26 protein-coding genes are annotated in these 18832 nt (G+C 39.2%); 9 read left to right on the top strand and 17 right to left on the bottom strand.

Features of this window, described 5'->3' with window-relative positions:
- Positions 1-455: 455 nt before the first annotated feature.
- Complete coding sequence (locus tag V7K35_RS28405) at positions 456-1454, bottom strand: Gfo/Idh/MocA family protein (RefSeq protein ID WP_335083671.1); 999 nt, start codon at positions 1452-1454, stop codon at positions 456-458.
- Between the two features lie 558 nt (positions 1455-2012).
- Here V7K35_RS28405 and V7K35_RS28400 point away from each other — a divergent pair.
- Positions 2013-2312: a ferredoxin gene (locus tag V7K35_RS28400; protein ID WP_273763405.1), complete on the top strand. Its 300-nt coding sequence runs from the start codon at positions 2013-2015 to the stop codon at positions 2310-2312.
- A gap of 224 nt (positions 2313-2536) precedes the next feature.
- Here V7K35_RS28400 and V7K35_RS28395 read toward each other — a convergent pair whose 3' ends face one another.
- The gene (locus V7K35_RS28395) at positions 2537-4291 is read right to left on the bottom strand and encodes a SpoIID/LytB domain-containing protein (protein ID WP_442939775.1); all 1755 of its coding nucleotides are present in this window, start codon (positions 4289-4291) and stop codon (positions 2537-2539) included.
- A gap of 115 nt (positions 4292-4406) precedes the next feature.
- On the opposite strand from V7K35_RS28395, the gene V7K35_RS28390 reads away from it, so the two are divergent.
- The 3 genes from V7K35_RS28390 (at position 4407) to grpE (ending at position 6064) form a co-directional block, all read left to right on the top strand.
- The gene (locus V7K35_RS28390; protein ID WP_334795150.1) at positions 4407-4670 is read left to right on the top strand and encodes a sulfiredoxin; all 264 of its coding nucleotides are present in this window, start codon (positions 4407-4409) and stop codon (positions 4668-4670) included.
- A gap of 103 nt (positions 4671-4773) precedes the next feature.
- Complete coding sequence (locus V7K35_RS28385) at positions 4774-5265, top strand: Dps family protein (protein WP_298916505.1); 492 nt, start codon at positions 4774-4776, stop codon at positions 5263-5265.
- A gap of 133 nt (positions 5266-5398) precedes the next feature.
- Complete coding sequence (gene grpE / locus V7K35_RS28380) at positions 5399-6064, top strand: nucleotide exchange factor GrpE (protein WP_335083669.1); 666 nt, start codon at positions 5399-5401, stop codon at positions 6062-6064.
- Between the two features lie 13 nt (positions 6065-6077).
- Here the strand turns inward: grpE and V7K35_RS28375 are convergent, their stop codons facing one another.
- Complete coding sequence (locus V7K35_RS28375) at positions 6078-6245, bottom strand: hypothetical protein (RefSeq protein WP_335083668.1); 168 nt, start codon at positions 6243-6245, stop codon at positions 6078-6080.
- 127 nt (positions 6246-6372) lie between these two features.
- Between V7K35_RS28375 and V7K35_RS28370 the strand changes: the two genes are divergently transcribed.
- Positions 6373-6627: a hypothetical protein gene (locus V7K35_RS28370; protein WP_335083666.1), complete on the top strand. Its 255-nt coding sequence runs from the start codon at positions 6373-6375 to the stop codon at positions 6625-6627.
- Between the two features lie 424 nt (positions 6628-7051).
- Positions 7052-7378, top strand: coding sequence for an STAS domain-containing protein (locus V7K35_RS28365; RefSeq protein WP_335083664.1), 327 nt, complete (start codon positions 7052-7054; stop codon positions 7376-7378).
- On the opposite strand, the gene V7K35_RS28360 is transcribed toward V7K35_RS28365, so the two are convergent.
- A complete protein-coding gene (locus V7K35_RS28360; protein ID WP_335083662.1) occupies positions 7379-8515 on the bottom strand; it encodes a PP2C family protein-serine/threonine phosphatase in 1137 nt (378 codons plus the stop codon).
- 153 nt (positions 8516-8668) lie between these two features.
- Entirely contained in the window at positions 8669-9436 is a 768-nt protein-coding gene (locus V7K35_RS28355; protein ID WP_335083660.1) for a DUF1350 family protein, read from the bottom strand.
- Between the two features lie 32 nt (positions 9437-9468).
- Between V7K35_RS28355 and V7K35_RS28350 the strand changes: the two genes are divergently transcribed.
- Complete coding sequence (locus V7K35_RS28350) at positions 9469-9609, top strand: hypothetical protein (protein ID WP_335083658.1); 141 nt, start codon at positions 9469-9471, stop codon at positions 9607-9609.
- 9 nt (positions 9610-9618) lie between these two features.
- Here the strand turns inward: V7K35_RS28350 and V7K35_RS28345 are convergent, their stop codons facing one another.
- The 7 genes from V7K35_RS28345 to V7K35_RS28315 form a co-directional block, all read right to left on the bottom strand.
- A complete protein-coding gene (locus V7K35_RS28345; protein ID WP_335083656.1) occupies positions 9619-10338 on the bottom strand; it encodes a hypothetical protein in 720 nt (239 codons plus the stop codon).
- Between the two features lie 338 nt (positions 10339-10676).
- Complete coding sequence (locus tag V7K35_RS28340; RefSeq protein ID WP_335083654.1) at positions 10677-11237, bottom strand: LemA family protein; 561 nt, start codon at positions 11235-11237, stop codon at positions 10677-10679.
- Between the two features lie 251 nt (positions 11238-11488).
- The gene (locus tag V7K35_RS28335) at positions 11489-11740 is read right to left on the bottom strand and encodes a hypothetical protein (RefSeq protein ID WP_335083652.1); all 252 of its coding nucleotides are present in this window, start codon (positions 11738-11740) and stop codon (positions 11489-11491) included.
- Positions 11741-11745: 5 nt separating this feature from the next.
- Positions 11746-11973 carry a DNA-binding protein gene (locus V7K35_RS28330; RefSeq protein ID WP_335083650.1) on the bottom strand — a complete coding sequence of 76 codons (228 nt, stop codon included), beginning with the start codon at positions 11971-11973 and terminating at the stop codon, positions 11746-11748.
- Between the two features lie 20 nt (positions 11974-11993).
- Positions 11994-12395 (bottom strand): type II toxin-antitoxin system VapC family toxin, encoded by a 402-nt coding sequence (locus V7K35_RS28325; protein WP_335083648.1) that lies wholly within the window; start codon positions 12393-12395, stop codon positions 11994-11996.
- Positions 12392-12751: a ribbon-helix-helix protein, CopG family gene (locus tag V7K35_RS28320; protein WP_335083646.1), complete on the bottom strand. Its 360-nt coding sequence runs from the start codon at positions 12749-12751 to the stop codon at positions 12392-12394. Before V7K35_RS28320 ends, V7K35_RS28325 begins: the two co-directional genes overlap by 4 nt.
- A gap of 96 nt (positions 12752-12847) precedes the next feature.
- Entirely contained in the window at positions 12848-13066 is a 219-nt protein-coding gene (locus V7K35_RS28315; RefSeq protein ID WP_335083644.1) for a type II toxin-antitoxin system HicB family antitoxin, read from the bottom strand.
- A 109-nt stretch (positions 13067-13175) separates the two neighbouring features.
- On the opposite strand from V7K35_RS28315, the gene V7K35_RS28310 reads away from it, so the two are divergent.
- Positions 13176-13448 (top strand): DUF4926 domain-containing protein, encoded by a 273-nt coding sequence (locus V7K35_RS28310; protein WP_335083642.1) that lies wholly within the window; start codon positions 13176-13178, stop codon positions 13446-13448.
- Positions 13449-13453: 5 nt separating this feature from the next.
- On the opposite strand, the gene V7K35_RS28305 is transcribed toward V7K35_RS28310, so the two are convergent.
- From V7K35_RS28305 to V7K35_RS28295, 3 genes are read right to left on the bottom strand one after another with little or no spacing between them, the layout of a single operon-like run.
- Positions 13454-13612: a hypothetical protein gene (locus V7K35_RS28305; RefSeq protein WP_335083640.1), complete on the bottom strand. Its 159-nt coding sequence runs from the start codon at positions 13610-13612 to the stop codon at positions 13454-13456.
- 57 nt (positions 13613-13669) lie between these two features.
- Positions 13670-13867 (bottom strand): type II toxin-antitoxin system VapC family toxin, encoded by a 198-nt coding sequence (locus tag V7K35_RS28300; RefSeq protein WP_335083638.1) that lies wholly within the window; start codon positions 13865-13867, stop codon positions 13670-13672.
- Positions 13854-14114 (bottom strand): DUF2281 domain-containing protein, encoded by a 261-nt coding sequence (locus V7K35_RS28295; protein WP_335083636.1) that lies wholly within the window; start codon positions 14112-14114, stop codon positions 13854-13856. The genes V7K35_RS28300 and V7K35_RS28295 overlap by 14 nt, the downstream gene beginning before the upstream one ends.
- A 182-nt stretch (positions 14115-14296) precedes the next feature.
- Here V7K35_RS28295 and V7K35_RS28290 point away from each other — a divergent pair, with 182 nt between their 5' ends.
- Positions 14297-14518, top strand: coding sequence for a DUF2281 domain-containing protein (locus V7K35_RS28290; RefSeq protein WP_335083694.1), 222 nt, complete (start codon positions 14297-14299; stop codon positions 14516-14518).
- 118 nt (positions 14519-14636) lie between these two features.
- Here V7K35_RS28290 and V7K35_RS28285 read toward each other — a convergent pair whose 3' ends face one another.
- Positions 14637-15965 (bottom strand): GIY-YIG nuclease family protein, encoded by a 1329-nt coding sequence (locus V7K35_RS28285; protein WP_335083635.1) that lies wholly within the window; start codon positions 15963-15965, stop codon positions 14637-14639.
- Between the two features lie 611 nt (positions 15966-16576).
- The gene (locus V7K35_RS28280; protein WP_335083633.1) at positions 16577-18790 is read right to left on the bottom strand and encodes a phosphoketolase; all 2214 of its coding nucleotides are present in this window, start codon (positions 18788-18790) and stop codon (positions 16577-16579) included.
- Between the last annotated feature and the right edge of the window lie 42 nt (positions 18791-18832).

The following is an 18832-nucleotide window of genomic DNA, read 5'->3' as shown; positions in this document are numbered from 1 at the left end:
GGGCTACTTGGGGTTCGACTGCCCCTAGACCCACAACTCGTTTTTGTTCGTTCCCTCGGAGAGATTGATTGTTCCGTTAGATGTAGCCAATTCGACTACTGGATTCCCTAGACTCTTTGCCGTTTCTGGGTTAATTACGGCGGGAATGGACTCCAGTAAAGTCAGGGGGTTTTTTTGTTGCGCCCTGCTTCAGACTTAAGTCGCTTTCTTAGGCTCGGTTTCATCGTAGGAACTCCCTGTTAGCACCAGTGTCAACCCGCAACGGTCGTCTGATTGCACCCTGTTCCCAGCTTCACTCTACAAGAACCGAGCTTGTTCGGTGTGGGCAGATAAGGAGTCAATTCTGAGTCTGAATGGCAAGACTTTCACTTGCATCTGACCGAGAGTTCAGCCTTTATGACAGTAATCTGCTGTCGGGCTGGCTTAGTTATGTACGGGCTGTTTACCGTGATTCACTAAACAACGAATCGCACTAACCCTGTCTGTGCAGCTCTTTGGGCAGCATCAGCAACCTTTAGGGTATACAAGCTCTCCTCTGGGGTAACATACAAAGGAGTGCCATCAAAAAGATGGTCTAATACCATACTCGTGTCTTTGGCGAACAAACCCCGGCGAGAACCAACCTCTATAGGTGTTGTTTCCCCTGGCTGGATAAACAATCCTGTGTCGCCATCAAAAATTAAACCACCTTTTTCACCGTGAACTTCAAATTTGCGTTCTGATTGCCAGATACTTTCGCCTTTGCCATAAACTACTTGGGCTAAAAGTCCACTGTTGAAGGACAGTTCACTAGTGCAAAAACAGGTTTGGTAGTATTCTGGTTCTATTTCCCAATATCGTTGGTGACAGTTAATAGTAAATACTTTACCAAATAAATCGATGAGACGATGTAGGCGAGACAGCGCCCCAATTAAGGGGAAACCAAAAAGCTCGTGATTATAAGTCCATTTGCGGGGTGCAGGATTCTGGGGATTGATGGTGCTGTAGCGAACATAAAACACCTCACCAATTTTGGCTAAGTTTTGCTTTAAGGCTTGATGCAAACCACCCAAAAGTTCTAGGTGTTCAACGTGCAGGAGTTTTTGTTGTGCTTTGGCTAAAGCGATCAGCTCCTCAGCTTCAACCACATCCAATGAAAGGGGATACTCTACAATTACGTGTTTGCCGTTGGTAAGGGCTGCACGAGCGATCACCCCATGATCTCGATTAATAGTGGAGATCACTACTAGGTCTATATCTTCACGCTCTACTACTTCTTGCCAAGAACTCAACGCTTCAATCTGGTACTCTTTGGCAAAGGTTTCTGCTTTTTCTTTTGTATGACCAACAACTGCGACTAAATGCGATCGCTCATCATGGAGCAATGCCTCAGCGCGAAACTTTGCCACATACCCATTACCTACCAAACCTACACGCACTTTTGCTTTTTCCAAAGCTGCTTCTGAATTATACATGATCCTCCTAGTTCTATTTTCGATCCTCCCACACTTCTAGTGGTGGGATTCTTTTTTCATTCCCTAAAACGAAGGCACTCTTTCCAAGCGCCTAAGGCAAAAAAATCAGGTGATTAAAAAATCTGATTGGGCAATTCTCAGGGCGATAGCGTCTCGTACAAAAGCGCAGAACGCACTTAAATTTTCGGAGTTGTTGGAGGAACTTTTTGATTATTAACTTACCCAAATTTCTTAGTCATTGTCTTGACAAAACTTATTTATTATGGTAGAAAATTTAAACTTTTAGATGCCATCAATTGTAATAATATTTTCTTACTTATTAAGATAGTTTTTTCTTATCACAGCCTGACTAGGGCAATAAACATATAAATAAAACTTATCTTGATTAAGCAACTAAATTTCATTACTAATCGGGTTCAATTTCCAGTTACATAGTTTAATTTTTCTCTTAGTATCAGAATTGAAGCAAATTTAAACTAGCGGCTAATCCCACAGAACAGCCGTGACCTTTGCCTTAGAATAACTTATACTGCCGTTTCCAAAAGAGAGGATTATTCAATGGCTACTTTTAAAGTGACACTAATCAACGAGTCCGAAGGGCTGAACAAAACACTTGATGTTGAGGACGACACCTATATTTTAGACGCTGCTGAAGAAGCTGGTCTTGACCTGCCCTACTCTTGCCGCGCTGGTGCTTGCTCGACCTGTGCAGGTAAACTCTTAAAGGGTACCGTTGATCAGGGTGACCAGTCATTCTTAGATGACGATCAAATAGAAGCTGGATATGTACTGACCTGTGTCGCTTATCCAACCTCTGACGTGACAATCGAAACTCACAAAGAAGAAGAACTCTATTAAGAGTTGGACACCTCAACAATAAAGCTCTTGCAAGAGTTAATGATGTTGACAAAATAGAAGCAGGGCATCTAGGGTCAACACCCTTCCAATGCCGTGTGTACCTCTTAAAACGACTTTGACAAAAAGCCTAATTTCGTGTTAAGTAGGAACACAAAATTTCCTGTGTTCCTGCTTAATTTTTCAGTATGGAGTTTCCCCTCTGCGATTGCCTCTGGCCTCTTTTGTTAAAGCTTAATTTTTTTACTAAGAATTTTAATCTGAGTACCAGGATAATAGAATTGGAGAATTTTTGGACTCGACCAACCTAGTTTTGCTAAATTTTGAGCGCCAGTTTGACTTAAGCCGACTCCATGTCCTAATCCACCACCAATAAAAGCGTATCCCCACAGTTCTGGTTTGCCTTTATTCAGAGGCTCTATATAAAATAGCGTACTCATAGGAGCAGCAAAGGCACTGCGAACTTCGTCTTTGTGGAGAATAAAGGTGCTGTTATCGGTTTTAACCGCCAGTTCAAGGATGCGTCCACTCTGGCTTCGCTTCACTACTGCCATAGCCTGAATTGTCTTAAATTTGGCATAGGGACTGTTTTTCACCTGCAAAAATTTCTGCAAGTCCTTGATAATATCCTTTAAAGGGGTTTCCTTGTGCCAACGAAACATATCCCACTTGCTTTCATTAAATCCTTGTTGGATATTAATAAATTTCTGGAAGTTATTTTCATCTGCCAAACTTTGCTTAGACAAGTTCCAGAAATTAGTCGCAGCATCTAGTACAGGGCGCAGATAGGGACGATCATCGCCATTCCAGACATCGCTGAAGGAGGCGGTAACACCACCAGTGGTGGAAGAATACAGGGCATCTACTAGTTCGTTTTTATAAGTTACTACTTTACCTCTGGTGGAAGCGATCGCTCGGTCTGTTTTGGCAGCAGATCCATTTAGCCCATAATAAACTTGGCAATGAGTATCAGCACACAACTGATAGTTATCTGCAACAAACCTGCGTAAATTTCTCAAGGCATAAGTCCGGGCGATAATTGCTTGGGCTTCTAGCGCCGCTATTGGTGCATCTGTACCTATTTCGTAAGGCAGAACCCCACGCAAATAAGTTTCTAAAGGTACTTGGTTAACTAGAGTGTATGTGCCGTATGCATTTGGCTGCAAATTCAGTCGTCCAGCATAAAGACGAGCAAACTCTTGTTTTTCGCTTTTATTCACCCGAATCAAGTTTTTATCAGTGCTGATTTCCAAATCATTTGGGCTATAGCGTTTACCATCCACCACCCAACTAACTCGCGGCACTTGTTTAACAATCTTAGTATCAAGATATACTTTTTGTTTGGTAGAAGCTTGGATGTTCTGCAATAACAAGCGTCGCAGTAAAGGAGTGCTATAAACATCTCGTTTCGCCCAAACCTGCCAGCGTTCTGGCTGGGCTATTTCTACTTCCATTCCCTGAGAACGCCATTTATTAGCACTGTCTTCGGCAGTTTCAAAGGTGCGATATGTGCCCAAAACTACCACTTCTTCAACTGCTGAATGCGGTAAAGCTTGCATGACTGTTTCCAGCTTTACAGGTTTATTGGTAACCAGCACTTGCTGCTTGTTGTCCGCAATAAATTTTAGCTTTAAGCGATCGCCTTTTGTGGGTTCCAGTTGCAGCTTGGCTGTGGGTTGTGAGCCAAATCGCTGCACAATCCCTATTTTCAGTTCCATATCCTGGATATTACTCTCAGGGCCTGATGCAGCAGTCAGTCCCAATAGACAAAATGTTGTCAGCACAGTGTGGGAAAAACGCCAAAACGAAAATTTCATGGCTACCTGATAGCGAAGCGATAGCGAGTCTTCTCCCAAAGGGAGACGCCAAAGGCGATAGCGCAGCTTTAGCGAGTCACCGAGCGTCACGAGTATCTTCTGCCCCTTAATACGGCGTTGGAGCTGATTTTCCAATTGCTTTGTAGCACGGTCTTTTTGTCGCATGAGTGCTCCAATGATACCATTACTAGTTTTGCCCCAAATACTAGTTGCAAAATAAAGTCATAATGACTATGATTTATTTAGATACACAAAACAGAACCAGTTGGATAAACTTTTTATGGTTAAAGTCCAAGAAATCCCATTGAATCAGATAAAACGGCCATTGCCCCGTGCAAACGATCCAAATAAAGTGCAAGCTTTAATGGAATCGATTGCGGAGATTGGGCAGCAAGAACCTATTGATGTCCTAGAAGTAGATGGACAATATTATGGCTTCTCTGGTTGCCATCGGTATGAAGCTTGCCAGCGTTTAGGCAAAGAAACCGTTTTAGCCAGAGTCCGTAAAGCACCCCGCAGCGTTTTGAAGATGCACTTGGCATAGAGACTTGAGTTTGGGGCAGGGGCATGGGGCATGGAGACTTAATTTTCTTGCCAATGCCCAATATCCAATCCCCAATTACATATAACCTAATTAGGAAAAAATTATGTCATCGAAAGTAACAGTCAAAAATGTAAATATCGGCATTGACGAGCCAAGTAGGGCTAAAATTGCCGAGGGTTTATCTCGCCTGTTGGCTGACACTTATACACTCTATCTGAAAACTCATAACTTCCATTGGAATGTAACCGGGCCGATGTTCCAAACATTGCATTTGATGTTTGAAACCCAGTATACAGAATTAGCCTTAGCAGTTGATTTAATAGCCGAGAGAATTAGAGCGCTTGGTTATCCCGCACCAGGAACCTACAGCGAATATGCCAAGCTGAGTTCAATTCCAGAAACTCCCGGAGTTCCTAAAGCTGTGGAGATGATTCGCTTATTAGTGGAAGGACAAGAGGCCGTAGTCAGAACTGCACGGTCTATTTTCCCTGTGGTAGAGGAAGTTAACGACGAACCTACTGCCGATTTATTGACTCAGCGGATGCAAGTACATGAAAAGACAGCTTGGATGTTGAGAAGTTTACTGGAAGAATAGGAATGGGGCATAGGGTATAGGGAATAGGAAATAGAGAAAAAACTTAATCGCCAATACTCGATGACGCCAGTTGCTTCAACGAAGGGAACCTCCGCAACGCACTGGCTCCCCAATGCTCAATACCCAATACCCAATGCCTAATACCCAATACCCAATACCCAATACCCAAAAATTGCAAGATTTAATGCAACAGGTGGGTATTTCTAGTTTTAAAGCGCTGAGTCGCGCTGCTGGTGTCTCAGAGCGTCAACTTTTGCGGTTACGCCAAGGAAAGCTAGAGCAGATGCGGGTAGAAGTGCTGCTCAAGCTGTCGCCAGTGCTACAGATGCCATTGAGTGAATTAGTCACAACTTTTTCAACCGTAGAGTTATTACAAGAGAAAACAGCGCCCACTCAGGAATTGTTACAACAGATTGCAGATTTAAGAACAGAGTACGATCGCTCGCAGCAACAAATAAAACAACAGCAAGAGATATTACTACAAGAACTCCAGCAGTCGAGTTTGCAACTGCTGGAGTCTTTATTATTGCAATGGCCAACGGCAGCACAGAAAGCGCAAGAAAATCCCCAGCTAGCAGCAGTCAAAATAGTACCGTTGGTGCAGAAACCCCTGGAAAAGCTTTTACAGGCGTGGGGAGTGGAAGCGATCGCACCCGTGGGAGCAGAATTACCTTATGACCCCCAACTCCACCAATTGATGGAGGGTAAAGCACAACCTGGTGAAAAAGTCAAGGTGCGCTACACTGGCTACCTTCAAGGTGAAAAGCTGCTTTACAGAGCCAAAGTCAGTGCTGTTTGAGGGACTTAGAAATTCATAACTCTTTACTTGTTGTGTTATCTGTTGATAAATAAGAGATATTGGGGATACTAAAATAGCCGAGGCGATCGCCTCTGAGAACTTCTGTTAGAGCGTTGGTGTGCGTTTGAGCTTGCTTGGTGCTGTTGAAAGCGAAATTTTTGGCTCTAGAGCGGTAGTCCAAAGGTAAATTATTTCAATTATGTAAGTAATTGGACATAAATAAATCTAGATCCTAGTTACTATCATAAATACTCAGTAGTCAAGAAATGGTTATATGTATTAATGATTCTGATGTGAAACCCCGATAGTTGAGTAATTTTCATAGTATTTTTGCTTATAGTGCTGAATTGGAAGCTAGAGACTGGGAAAATTTAGTGGGTGATGCAGAGCAGCCGCCAAATTGGAGAATAATCTATACCTACCACCCAGTATCCAGGCAGAGGAACGCCGCTGCTAGACTCGGTTTAGCTGCACGCTGCAACCCCTTGAATTTTGAATTGTTTAATTACGGCTATCATCATGAGGTTTATAGCGGTTCTCAGTTTTGCAAAAATATTTGGTAAATAATCTGAAAAGCAGTAACTTCAGGTTGTAGATCAGTATATATTTACATTAATCAGATGCAAGTAAGTTGGCGTTAAAAATCAACATCTATGACAAAACATCAAAGCAGCAAGCAGCTTATAAATCGGTCATTGCAACATTTTTATAAAACTAAACATATATAATTTTTATCGTGCCAACTCACTTACCTGGTTTATTTATAATTGGTCTCTTACTAGTAGGAAAGGTATACTTAGTTAATAATATGCTTTTTGAAATTACAAAAAACTCAGATTAAAATATTGATAATTAATCTATATCTATGATGATTAATTATCAATGATTAATAAATATGTAATCTTAGCTTTTATTTTGCAAGCATTTTTGAATGTTATATAATGGCGAAATAAGAGCATCATTTACACAAATCAGCGTGACATAATTATGAGAGAACAAGTAAAAGTTATTAAGCTCACTGGTAATTTAAACGCCACAACTTCACAAGAATTTCGACAAAATATTACTAATATTCTAGAAACTGGTGCGAAAATTGTGTTAGTTGATTTTAAAGATGTAACATTTATGGATAGTTCAGGTTTAGGAGCTTTAGTCTTAGCTTTCAAAACACTGCGAGCAGCAGATAGTAAGCTTGTTCTTTGCTCAATTAGTGAGCAAGTCAGGATATTATTTGAACTGACTAATATGGATAAAGTATTTGAAATATTTCCTAATCAAGACGCATTTAATCAAGTTTTAGTCTCCAAGACATAATTAATCAAACTTCATTTGTAAAATAGATAAATCATCATCAAAAACATCTTTGGAGTTCAGAGCGATTAAATAACTCAGTACGTGATCAAGTTGGCCATCAACAGGATGTTGTAAGCTAACTAGTAGCTGAATAAAAGCATCCAAACTCCAAAGTATGCCATCTGATTTAGTTATTTCATAAGCGCCATCACTAAAAATATAAAGGGTACTGAATTTTTCAATATCGCAAAACCCATCAACATATTTTGCCTCTGGAAACATGCCAACTGGCATACCGGGGGTTTTTAAAAGTTTAACTTCAGACTTCCTGGGAGATGTACCGGTTACTAAAACTGCTGGTGGATGACCTGCACTAGCATAAATTAACTGGCGGTTGATTCGGTTGTAAACTCCATACCAAATCGTAAAGTATTTGTCATTTTGATAATTCATCTGAAAGGTATCATTCAAAGCCTTTAATACATCACTAGGTTGATGGTAATTCAGACTTTTGAGCGCACGGGAACGCAGCAGATTTAGGACTGAAACAGAGGGAAGAGTAGCTTTGAGTCCATGTCCGGCAGTATCGAGTAAGTAAATTGCCAAATAATCAGCATCGAGCCAATAGTAATCGAAGCAATCACCGCCGAGTTGCCGCGAGGGAATGAATCGGAAATTTATATTGAAGGGTTCCGTCATGGAAAGAGGCAGTAGCGATCGCACATATTCTGCGGCTTCTGACATTTCTGATTCTAAAAGCAACTTTTGAGCCTGCAAATCTCTACTCAACTGATGCAGGCGTAATCCCGCTCTTACCCGTGCTTGTAATTCATTATGCTCAATAGGTTTGGAGATAAAATCATCAGCACCAGCATCTAGACCTTTGACGCAATCGGCAACGGAATCTAAGGATGTTAATAAAATAAAGAATGTAGTATAAAATTTGGGGTCTGCCTTAATGCGCTGGCAAACTTCTAGTCCAGTCAATCCTGGCATGATCCAATCACAAATAATTAGTGCTGGACGGTAAGACAGTGCCTTTTCTATTCCTTCCTCGCCGCTACTGGCAGTGACTACCTCATAACCCTGTTTTTCCAACATCCTTTTTAGGAGTATTTTTATTGAATAGTCGTCATCAATTATTAGTATTTGAAACATAGAAAGTTATAGGGAACACCATTAATAACTTGCTGTTAAAATAGAAAATAAAAATATGGCATGGGCTAATAACTTAGTAGTATCTATATAGAGATACTACTAACTCATTTATATTTTTCCGTCGAAATCATGACTTTTTAACGTCATAAAACATTATGGGGGTGCAAGAGGATTCACCCACAAGAGGATGGCACTTTTTAGCTGGTTCAAATCGCGGTATGCTTCTTGCTTGAACCATTGCCCTAAGGCATCAAAGGGGGTAAAAGATGTTCCAGTTTGCCATTTAATGTCTTGACCTAAAGGTGTTGTGTGAGTTCCTGGTAAGGTCTGCGCTGTCACCATCTCATCAAAACGTTCTTGTAGGATTTTGGTTAAAGCTACTGATTGATCAATGGTGTCATTGCTAAATTTTATTAATAAATTGCGCCGGATATTGTAACGCTCTTGGACAAGGTTATTGGTTTCCAACGGTGAGGGGGTAAACTCGATTTTCAAAGTAGAATTGAATTGTTCTACTAAGGGAATAGCTTCTTTAGCGGCGTAGTTGTTGAAGGATATTAAAATATTGCCTGCACGTTCTACTTGAAAGAGGCTACCAATCAGTAAGTGAAGTTTGCAGCCCATACTGTGTCCAACGCCGTAGATGGGGAAGTAAAGCTTGCGTAATGCCCCAGAATCATGTAAGCGTTCGAGAGTGCGGTCAAAGTTTAACAGCACGGATTTTGCGATCGCAGTATGATCCAATGTATTGACAAAAGGCGTAGCAATTACAACATAACCTTTACTTGCAAGTTGTTCGAGTAACCAGCGATAAGTGATGTGCGGTGCAGTGGCGACAAATGCACCTCCTAAAAAATGGATGATCCCTATGGGATTTCGGGGAATGATTACCCAGTTACCTCTGACTTCTTTCCAGTCCATGCCAATGAGCGATCGCTTTAGGAATATTCTTTATGTTAGACCGGGGATCGCAACCGTGGGAAGGATTATCTAAAAAGCCATTGAGGATTATCTGGCAAAGAGATTGGAAACCAACCCACCCAGCAGCATCTACGCGCTTTCCAACTCACTTCGGTTACGCAGGTTCGCCCTGAGTATTGGTTTTAACGCTGAGTCTGTAATCTTTTCATTTCGTGTTGCACATCTAATGCAATTTGTAATGCTTCATTGAGTAACCTTCCATGCTCAGTAGCCTGTTCACTTACTTGCATGGCTGTTAAAGTTGCTAAATTGTTGACGAATAGCTCTGTATTACTAAGGATAAAGCTCTTATTTTCTCTCAAAATCTTTTCTGTTTTCAAAGCGCGAACTAAATCGGCTTTGGTAAGCTTAAGCGCTGCCACAACATTCTCTCTTTCTTTTATAAGTACTTCTGGATTACCAGCTTCTTCTATTTGGTCATTAATATCTATTGCTCTAATAACACTATTATATCTTTCAACATCGGTTAACAAGATTTGCAGAGATTTTGTCATGTTTAGTTTGACAAATTTGCTTTTTCTTCTCCATATCAAATATAAGATAGTTTGCGTCAAACCACCAACCCAAAGACCTAAGATAATTAATACTATCCAAGATGGAATTGTTATCCATGATAAGAAAACTTTTATAAGTATATCAAATAAAAGATAGCCAAACACAAATGTAGCAAATCCAATAAAAATTACAGTTGCTCCTTCCGAACTTTTAATTTTTTGGATGTATAGTTTTGCTAATTTTTGGAGAGGATTTGTAATGATTAAAAGTTGATCATTGACAGGTAAATTAGTCAGTTTTTGCAGTTCGTCCTGACTAATTTCCAAGCCCTGTAAATCATCCCGCACAGCTTTTTAATCCTTGCCAGAATAGTTATTTAATCTAATATAGCAATCAAATTTCTGGAATGCTGGCATTTTGTCTAAAGTTTTTTAAGCAAGTTAATATTTCTAGGCAATGTCAAACATTTTTGTACAATATGATACTCTTTTGCTAAGACAACTATTTGTACTACAGCAATTCTATTCGAGTTGTGAAAACTATCGTAGACGCGCAGCGTTAGCGAGGAACGAGCGTCACCCGGAGGGCTTGCCGCAGACTTCCGCCAAATCTTGGAGACACTACGTGAACGCGTTATGTTCAAATAAATTCATAGATACCTAAAAAGAGACGCGGGGAGCAGTTTTCATTTGAGGATGGCTTCTGGCAGTAATTCGGCAGCAGTAAAGTTAAAAGTATTGGTTACTAAATTGGTAGGGAAAGATTCACTTTTGGTGTTGTAAAGTATCACCGCATCATTAAAAGCCTGACGTGCAAAAGCGATCCGGTTTTCGATGAAAGATAATTCCTCCATTACTTGGCTCATGGCGCGATCGCCTTTGAATTCTGGATAAGATTCTGAAAGTACCATCAAGCGACTTAACGCACCCGTCAGCGTCCCTTCAGCATTACCCAACTGCTGCATCGCTTGGGGATCACCGGGATTTTGCACGGCATGACTGCTAGCATTCATTGCAGAATTCCGGGCGGTAATGACTGCTTCTAAGGTTTCTCGCTCATGTTTCATGTACTCTTTGGCAGTTTCCACAAAGTTGGGAATTAAGTCATAGCGGCGCTGTAATTGAACATCGATTTGATAGTAAGTATTTTTGTAACGGTTGCGATAGTTGACTAAATCGTTGTAGCCATCAATGATAATTACAGCAATCATGGTAACTAAAACAACAGAAAATATTAAAAGCCCCATATTTTTAGATTATTCGCATCAGGTACTTACTTTTTTGCAGATTTACCAATCACGGTAATCTTTATATCCAGCAAAATTTGTCTGGATATAAAGATGAGTCTACTTTTAGCAAGTTGCCTTCGTCGTCTGTAAAATTAGTTACGCAAATTTACTGATACTGCACTAGATACCCGATAACTTTTACAAAGTCGGGGATCTAAACCTTGCGATTTTCACGGCTCAGATAAAATTGCTACATATTATTAGACAACTTACCTATAAATCTGGGTGAATAGGGAATAACCGCTGACAGCAAAAATGAAAAGGATGGCAGCGGGAAAAATTACCACATCCCTGACAATAAATAAAATCCAATCTTTTCTTAGTTCTTGTTTAAATTTTAATTCTCGCAGTTTTCGCTCCGGTTCGGAGTCTTCTGGTGACTGTAAGTTTACAGTTGAGATAATTAGTGGGTTGTCGCCTTTACTGGCAATTATTTTTGATAAATCTATTATATCTATCATGTTATTTAGATACCAATAATTTCAGTTTCAATATTTTGGTTATCATCTACAATCCAAATATGCTTGCCTTTTTCCTTGGCTTCTACCGCTACTTCTAAGAGTGCGATCGCTTTTAGTAGCACCTCAGCATTATCTCCATTAATCTGTTGTGCCAGATTGTTTAGTGTCTCATAAACTTCTGGTGATAAATCTAAGTTTATTTTAATTCGTTGGGTTTTGCCTTGTGCAGTCATTTCTATTTTATTTAATATTTTTAAGGTGAAATCCAGTTTTCCAACTGTAAATTATAAATCCGGCTGTAGTGACGAGTATTGTTTGTGACTAAAGTGTAATTTTCTGCAACTGCAACATTAGCAATTAGTAAATCAAACTCAGCAACTGTTTGTCCTATTTTACGGAGTTCTGCCTTTAATTCACCATACTTTTTGAGAGCAGGCTCAGTTAAAGGTACAACGGGTAAATTTTGAATAAAGTCTTCTGCACGAGTTAAATTTTCCACTACTCGTTGAGAGTTATAAGCACCAAAATATAACTCAGCAACCGTGATACTGCAAATACAAATTTGCTCCCATCCTATTTCTCTAACTTTATTCCTGACTGAATTAATATCTTTAATCCAATAAATGCAAGTATCAGTATCAAGTAAATAAGTCATAGACTAATGTCATTGTTAGAAATAGTACGGCTATCATAAATATCTTTGACTATTTCCTCAGCACTACGTTCATCTTCCCAAGGGCCAAGCCTTTCCATAAACGTGTCTAGTGGATGCTGTCTTGGCTGCTGCTCAGATGAGAGAATAATTTCATTCACTATCAATTGATTTGCTTCTGGAACTCCTAATTTTTTGGTTTCCTCTTTAGCTGTAACCATAATTTGCATCAAGGTTATAGCTTGACGCAGAACATCACTTTTACTTTTGCCTATTTTCTCTGCTAGTTCGTCTAGTATCTGATTTAGTTCAGGTGACAAATCTAAATTTAAGCGAACCATCTTTTGAGTGTTAGTCATGGTTCCATCCTTGTGTAAAATCTTAAGTACATTATAGTTGGCTGAGGCTGTGAGATTGACAGCCTCCTTACCGAAGATATTTGAGAAACGTTCAATTTATACTACAACTTCCCCGATAAAAACTTGCAATTCTTTAGCAATATAAGGTTTGCCATTTTTAGCTTGAACGTGAAGATATCCCGTAATCGCATCTTTAATATTTTCAATTGCTTCATCTAATGTTTTCCCTTGACTCACACAGCCTGGAAGTTCAGGAACCTCAGCAACATAACCTGCATATTCTAAATCAAAGGTAAAAATTACTTGAAATTTCATAATAAATTAATCTTGTATATAGTACCTAGAATAAATATAACGCTCAAAAAGGCGATAAATTAAGAGACAACTGGCGATAAACTAAAGATAAGAATCTAGGAGAGGCGGATTGAAACTGCCGAATTATGAACTGGCAGTTGTGCCACAGCGAAAAATGATTCAAGAACTTGATAGGGTTATTCTGACTAGTGATATACCAGAATATAGTTTAGAAGAGGGTGATATAGGTACAGTTGTTTTAGTACATCAGGGTGGCAAAGGATATGAGGTTGAATTTGTCACATTAGATGGGGAAACTGTGGCAATTGTTTCACTCTACAGCATACAAGTACGTCCCATTGGTAGGAGAGAAATTGCGCGATCGCGGCTGATAAATTTATAATTACTTCAAAATAGGAGATTTTCAAAAGGATAACTTTGCTTCCAGCGATAGGTATTAAAGTCACGCTGATCTACTGAAAAAATGCGTCCATGCCCTAAATGTTCTGCTAAAATTACCAGGGAAGCATCAGCCAAATCCATTGGAAGATCAGCATATTTTTTCATTAATTCAATAATTCGAGCAGTATGGTGAAGTTCTAAATTAAAAATCGTAAATAATTCTTATTGCAGACTATTTATAAAAATAATTTCAGCGTCAATTCCCTTGCGAGTTAGCAAAAGATAACAGGTTTCTGTGACAACACACCATGTTGTAATTAAAGGTTCATTATATTGTTTTAAAGCTTGTTTTGCTCTTTCGTGGTGAGTGTCTTTTTTATCAATAAGAGCTAACCAAAATCCTGTATCAACGATGATCATATTTATTATCTAATGTATTAGATAATGCGTCTTTATATGTGGCTGATAAATTTTCTTCCACAGAGCAACAACCAATTAATCCAATTTCATCAAACTTTTCATAGAGACTTCTTTCCTGACTATTATTTTCTGATTCTGGTTGAGGATAACGCTTTTTGAGTAACTGAATAAAATCAAGCAGTAAGATTTGAGCTTCTTCTGGTAAAGTATCAATATCTCTAGATATTTCTTCAAATTTTATAAGCATAATTAACTTTTAAATTGAGTATTTTCAGTTTTATCTTATTATAGACTAATTTTAAACTGATCGCGGCTGATAATCTAATTTATAATGGCATACAGTCAAATAATATTTCAAATTTTAAAATACATCACTTGAATTTACAAAGATATTGATACCAGAGGCTAGATAAAATGAGCATTGAGTAAATTATTATAAACAAGGTAAGAATATTACCTCCTGATAAGCAACAAGAGGCGTTAGATTTTGTAGAATTTTTACTTGCGAAAATCCAAAAGCAAGAGTTATTATCTCAAGAAAAAAAATTAGGGGTTTCGGCTTTGACTCTTGCTCAAGAATACATTGGTTGTGTGGAAGCAGCAAGTGATTTATCTACGAATAAAAATTATATGGATGGTTACGGTTCGTGATGAGGCGATGTGTATTGCTAGATACTAGATCATTTGTTGCTGTAATTAATCGCCTAATATATCAATCTTATAAATTGGGTATATAAATCATTATATTGTTGGGTTTTTTCAACTAAACCTACTTATTGTTATTGGTTTGAACCAGCGGAGATATAGAATTAGATTGTAGCCATACAAATAGTTTTATACTTCCTCTATCATAGTCAGTTGATTTATACTCACCCTTTAAAATTTGTTCTAGAACTTGACTATTAAACCTTGACTTGTTTTTCATTAGGTCTTCAAACATAGCTAGTGGAAATAGTATACTTTCAACTTCTACATCATCTTCACTAAACCTAATCATCTCAAATCTAAATTTATAACCAGACCATCTGATAGTAGGTAGTCTATCAACTGAATTTTTGGTATTTTCTATTATGTTGTTATACTCAGGACTAGGATTTTTCTGATTGTGCATTATCCACCAGTAAACATTGTGTCTAACAAAATACTTTCCATTGTCGTTAGTACATACTTCTATTTCTATATCATCCACATAAAAAAACTGACGAGTCATTACTCTAACTTCACCTTCAGCCATTGGTTCTAATTCCTCCCAAGGTTCAACTTCAACTTTATTTTTATAATTACTATTTAAAAGTTGATTTTTATAAATATTTTCTACTGGAATAGGATCATCTTCTAATGCTTCTAAACCTGATGTATTCTCATCGTTTTCTTCTTTTTTATCTAAAATTAATTCTAGCTGTTCCTTACTAAATGCCATAAGTTCTATTCCAGCTAAAGTCTGATGGTTTGAATGTTCCATGAAGTAAACTAAACTATCAAATGGAGATAAATCTATTCTTAAACCGTTGTATTCAGTCTCCCACAAACCGAATTTACCTGAAAATTTAGGATAAGTTTTGTATTCTTTCCACTTTAGCGAACTAACCTTTTTATTAATGTTTTTTAATGCAGTTCTAATACTTCCAGATAAGCCTTTCATCCCATAAACAGGATATACTAAATATATTGTTGGTGGTTCTCCATCTGATATTGGATCAAAGCCAACTATCATAACATTGAGCTTGGCTAGCTGCTGAAGACTTTGCTGTAAAGCAGTTTCATCTGGAGTTATTTTTTTAATTGGTACTACTACTTTAGACCAATTAAGGGGTGGTTTGTATAACTTTATAAACTCATTTTCGAGATTTGATAGATTTTCTATATCACTACTACAAGTCAACCAACTAATACTCAGAGGATTTTTGCGATTAAATCTTTTTAGCTGATTAAATCTATGATGTGCTTTCCATCTTTCAACTAAATTAATAGTTCTACCTATATAAATAATCTGATCTTTACTGTCAAATACAAAGTAAATAGCTGCACAATTAGGAAGACGATCTTTATCCAATAAATAAACTGATGGTAATTCAGATATTTTAATTTTTTCTAGCAAAATTAGACACCCATAAATAAAAGATATATATTTTGATTTATACTTTATAGAAACTTCAAAACCTATAAAATAAAAACCGCAAATCTACGCAACTAAACGCCAAATTATCCGCGTTTAACTGCGTACATCTGCGGTTTGAAATCCTTAATGCACTAACACGATCGCACCTTTCCTCAACCCTCCACAGTCAATCCATTAAACGCCATATTTTCCATAAAATGTATCGCGCTTTGTCCTGGCTTGTAAATAAATCAAGTTTTGAACTCGTAAACTAACTTTTGCGACTCGTAAAGCAGCTTTTGCGACTCGTAAACTAACTTTTGTGACTCGTAAAGCAGCTTTTGCGACTCGTAAACTAACTTTTGAACTCGTAAACTAACTTTTGCGACTTGTAAACTAAGTTTCTGACTCGTAAACTAACTTTTGCGACTTGTAAACCAGCTTTTGTGACTCGTAAACCTTTTATTGTCAAAGAATTTCAGTAAATTTACCTCTACTTCTCCTGTCTGCTAAGTTCTTTGAAATAAAAAAACGCAAATACACGCATTGCAACGCAATTTTTCAGCGTTTATATACGTATATTTGCGAGAAGAGGAGAAACAATTCCAGCTTTAATGCACTAATGCGATCGCACGTTTTGTTAACGCTTCAGCAGTCAATCCATTAAACGCCATCAACTCGCCAGCACTGGCTGTAGTTTCCCCACGCTTCCAAGCGAAGGTGTCGCGCTTGGCCGTACTCCGCAACAGAATTGGTTCTAGCATCGCCGCAGCGCCACCAGTGACAGCAATTAGCGCATCACCATCAAATAATTCCGCAAATTTGGCATCATCTAAGAAACCGCCTTCAGGTTCAGAACATGTATCCCAAGCGGTATCATGGCTACGGTACAATTGCCGAGGATTGATCACAGAAACTATCTTCGCACCAATACCTTCAGTTTCCAAGAAAGCCGCAGCTTCAAATACTGGCATTAATGTCATATCGCCAATTACAGCAAATACAACTTGCTTATCACCAGCGACTTCATGCAATAGCACCGCACCATCGCGCAACCCTTGACGAGTTTGTTCAAAAGTGGTGCGAATTTGCAATGGTGACTTACTTGCAGTAATTACAATTCCCTTATTTTTACTTTTCAATGCCCAGTCATAACAGACTTGAATACTATTAGCATCGGGGGGAAATAATGGGAAAATATTGCCATTTCGCATCAACGAAGCAAAGTAAGCTTCAATTTCTGGACGTTGGTGAGTCCAACCGTTGCGCCCTTGCTCTAATGCACCTGCTGTGAATAAAGTAATAGTCGAGGGAGTTTGACGACGCAATTCTGCCATTGATTGAGTCACAGTTTGCCAAATTGGTAATCCGTTGATGGCAAAAGATTCGTAGGAACACCACAAAGTTCTCGCACCCATTAACGCCAAACCCGCAGCTAAACCGGCACAAGCATCTTCACTCAATGGTTCATAAACTTGTCCATTTGGTGCTTGGTAATATAAATCGTCGGTTGTGGGGTGGATAATTTTTAATGCTTGGTTGATGTTGGCAATTCCAGATGCTTCGTTACCATCGGCGTTGGTGACGAGGAAATTCTGATCTTTATTTCCAACTATTCCTACCAATCGTCCCATCGCTGTTGTCGAAACTTTAGGTTCAACACCGACTGCATATTCTTCTAAAGGTAATTCACCTAAATCTGGTAATGGAAATTCAAATTCTGTCACCACAGTTTTCGCCGCCGGGCCACCGCCAGCGCGTTCTGCATTTGTCCGCACTAATTGCCAAGCTTCCGCAGACAAAGCACGGCTTTGCAATGCACTGATAATATGGGGAGCATTTAGCGTATCTTTGGGATAGAGGTTGTGAGATTTTGCCCCCCGCGCGTGGACTCCTGCACCTTTGAGTTGTTTAATTATGAAGACGGTAAGTTTACCGCCCAGCGCCGATCGCGCTGCTTTATCCACACCCGAAAGTACTGCCTGAGTGAATTCTAGGCGTTTTTCAAAAGAAAAAGCAGTACTATCAACGTAATCCCCTGGTTGGTCTTGATCGTCAAAGTCTTTAGCATTAACTAATATGACTTCATCAAAACCGTTACCTTGCCAATATGCTTGCATCTGTTCATTGGTTTTGAGGGAAACCATGCTGTGATGCTCTTGGCTGTAACCGTTCCACACCAACACGGGTAAGAAGTTGGTGACAGCAGGATAAGCAGTATGGAAGTGAGCGATCGCACTTACAATATATGGTTCACCCAATCCACCATCACCAACTGTAAAGGGGAATAACTTATCTTTGTGTAACAGTGCAGCCGCCATTGCAAAGTGTTGCCCTTGTCCCAAAGGCCCCGCAGGTGCAAGAATACCGGGAATGAAACCAGAAAGGTGTCCTAAAAGTCCGTGCTTTTCTCGGAAGCGATCGCGCAATTGTTGGACTGTAAAAATTCCCATGTCCTCTAGCGAACGATCCAAGAACATGGCACTATAAAATCCGGGGGCGTGGTGTCCGACTTCAGTGAGAATGTTCTTGTATCCCAGCATGACAAGAGATGCGTAAACTTCTGCTTGGCTGGCGAATCCGCCGGGATGCCCAGAGGCTTTACTAGCGGTAACTTGCAAAATCAGGTAGCGGAGGGCATCGGCAGCCAGTAAAGTTTGATATACAGCTGTTTTGTCTGTGGGATCTGCGATCGCTACTTTGCCCGACTCTATAGCAGGTGTTGCACCATGAGTTTCAAAATCTGGTAACGCTTCACCAAAATATTGAATACCTTCAAAAAAATCGGGAAGCGCTGAAGATGCCTTTGGGGTGATTGCGGTCATGCTGAGTACCTTACGACGAGGAAATGAAACTGTAGATGCTCG

The organism is Nostoc sp. (assembly GCF_036917275.1).
Taxonomy (GTDB): Bacteria; Cyanobacteriota; Cyanobacteriia; order Cyanobacteriales; family Nostocaceae; genus Nostoc.
Note: the sequence above shows the minus strand (reverse complement) of the source record. Positions and strands in the feature narration are given on the sequence as shown.

Coding starts and splice junctions, on each gene's coding strand:
- V7K35_RS28320 (WP_335083646.1), bottom strand. CDS start 12,751: ATGACTAACACTCAAAAGATGGTTCGCTTAAATTTAGATTTGTCACCT.
- V7K35_RS28335 (WP_335083652.1), bottom strand. CDS start 11,740: ATGATAGATATAATAGATTTATCAAAAATAATTGCCAGTAAAGGCGAC.
- V7K35_RS28385 (WP_298916505.1), top strand. CDS start 4,774: ATGTCATCGAAAGTAACAGTCAAAAATGTAAATATCGGCATTGACGAG.
- V7K35_RS28305 (WP_335083640.1), bottom strand. CDS start 13,612: ATGAAAAAATATGCTGATCTTCCAATGGATTTGGCTGATGCTTCCCTG.
- V7K35_RS28365 (WP_335083664.1), top strand. CDS start 7,052: ATGAGAGAACAAGTAAAAGTTATTAAGCTCACTGGTAATTTAAACGCC.
- V7K35_RS28405 (WP_335083671.1), bottom strand. CDS start 1,454: ATGTATAATTCAGAAGCAGCTTTGGAAAAAGCAAAAGTGCGTGTAGGT.
- V7K35_RS28355 (WP_335083660.1), bottom strand. CDS start 9,436: ATGGACTGGAAAGAAGTCAGAGGTAACTGGGTAATCATTCCCCGAAAT.
- V7K35_RS28325 (WP_335083648.1), bottom strand. CDS start 12,395: ATGACTTATTTACTTGATACTGATACTTGCATTTATTGGATTAAAGAT.
- V7K35_RS28395 (WP_442939775.1), bottom strand. CDS start 4,291: ATGCGACAAAAAGACCGTGCTACAAAGCAATTGGAAAATCAGCTCCAA.
- V7K35_RS28315 (WP_335083644.1), bottom strand. CDS start 13,066: ATGAAATTTCAAGTAATTTTTACCTTTGATTTAGAATATGCAGGTTAT.
- V7K35_RS28400 (WP_273763405.1), top strand. CDS start 2,013: ATGGCTACTTTTAAAGTGACACTAATCAACGAGTCCGAAGGGCTGAAC.
- V7K35_RS28280 (WP_335083633.1), bottom strand. CDS start 18,790: ATGACCGCAATCACCCCAAAGGCATCTTCAGCGCTTCCCGATTTTTTT.
- V7K35_RS28295 (WP_335083636.1), bottom strand. CDS start 14,114: ATGCTTATAAAATTTGAAGAAATATCTAGAGATATTGATACTTTACCA.
- V7K35_RS28300 (WP_335083638.1), bottom strand. CDS start 13,867: ATGATCATCGTTGATACAGGATTTTGGTTAGCTCTTATTGATAAAAAA.
- V7K35_RS28350 (WP_335083658.1), top strand. CDS start 9,469: ATGTTAGACCGGGGATCGCAACCGTGGGAAGGATTATCTAAAAAGCCA.
- V7K35_RS28340 (WP_335083654.1), bottom strand. CDS start 11,237: ATGGGGCTTTTAATATTTTCTGTTGTTTTAGTTACCATGATTGCTGTA.
- V7K35_RS28360 (WP_335083662.1), bottom strand. CDS start 8,515: ATGTTTCAAATACTAATAATTGATGACGACTATTCAATAAAAATACTC.
- grpE (WP_335083669.1), top strand. CDS start 5,399: ATGCCTAATACCCAATACCCAATACCCAATACCCAAAAATTGCAAGAT.
- V7K35_RS28330 (WP_335083650.1), bottom strand. CDS start 11,973: ATGACTGCACAAGGCAAAACCCAACGAATTAAAATAAACTTAGATTTA.
- V7K35_RS28390 (WP_334795150.1), top strand. CDS start 4,407: ATGGTTAAAGTCCAAGAAATCCCATTGAATCAGATAAAACGGCCATTG.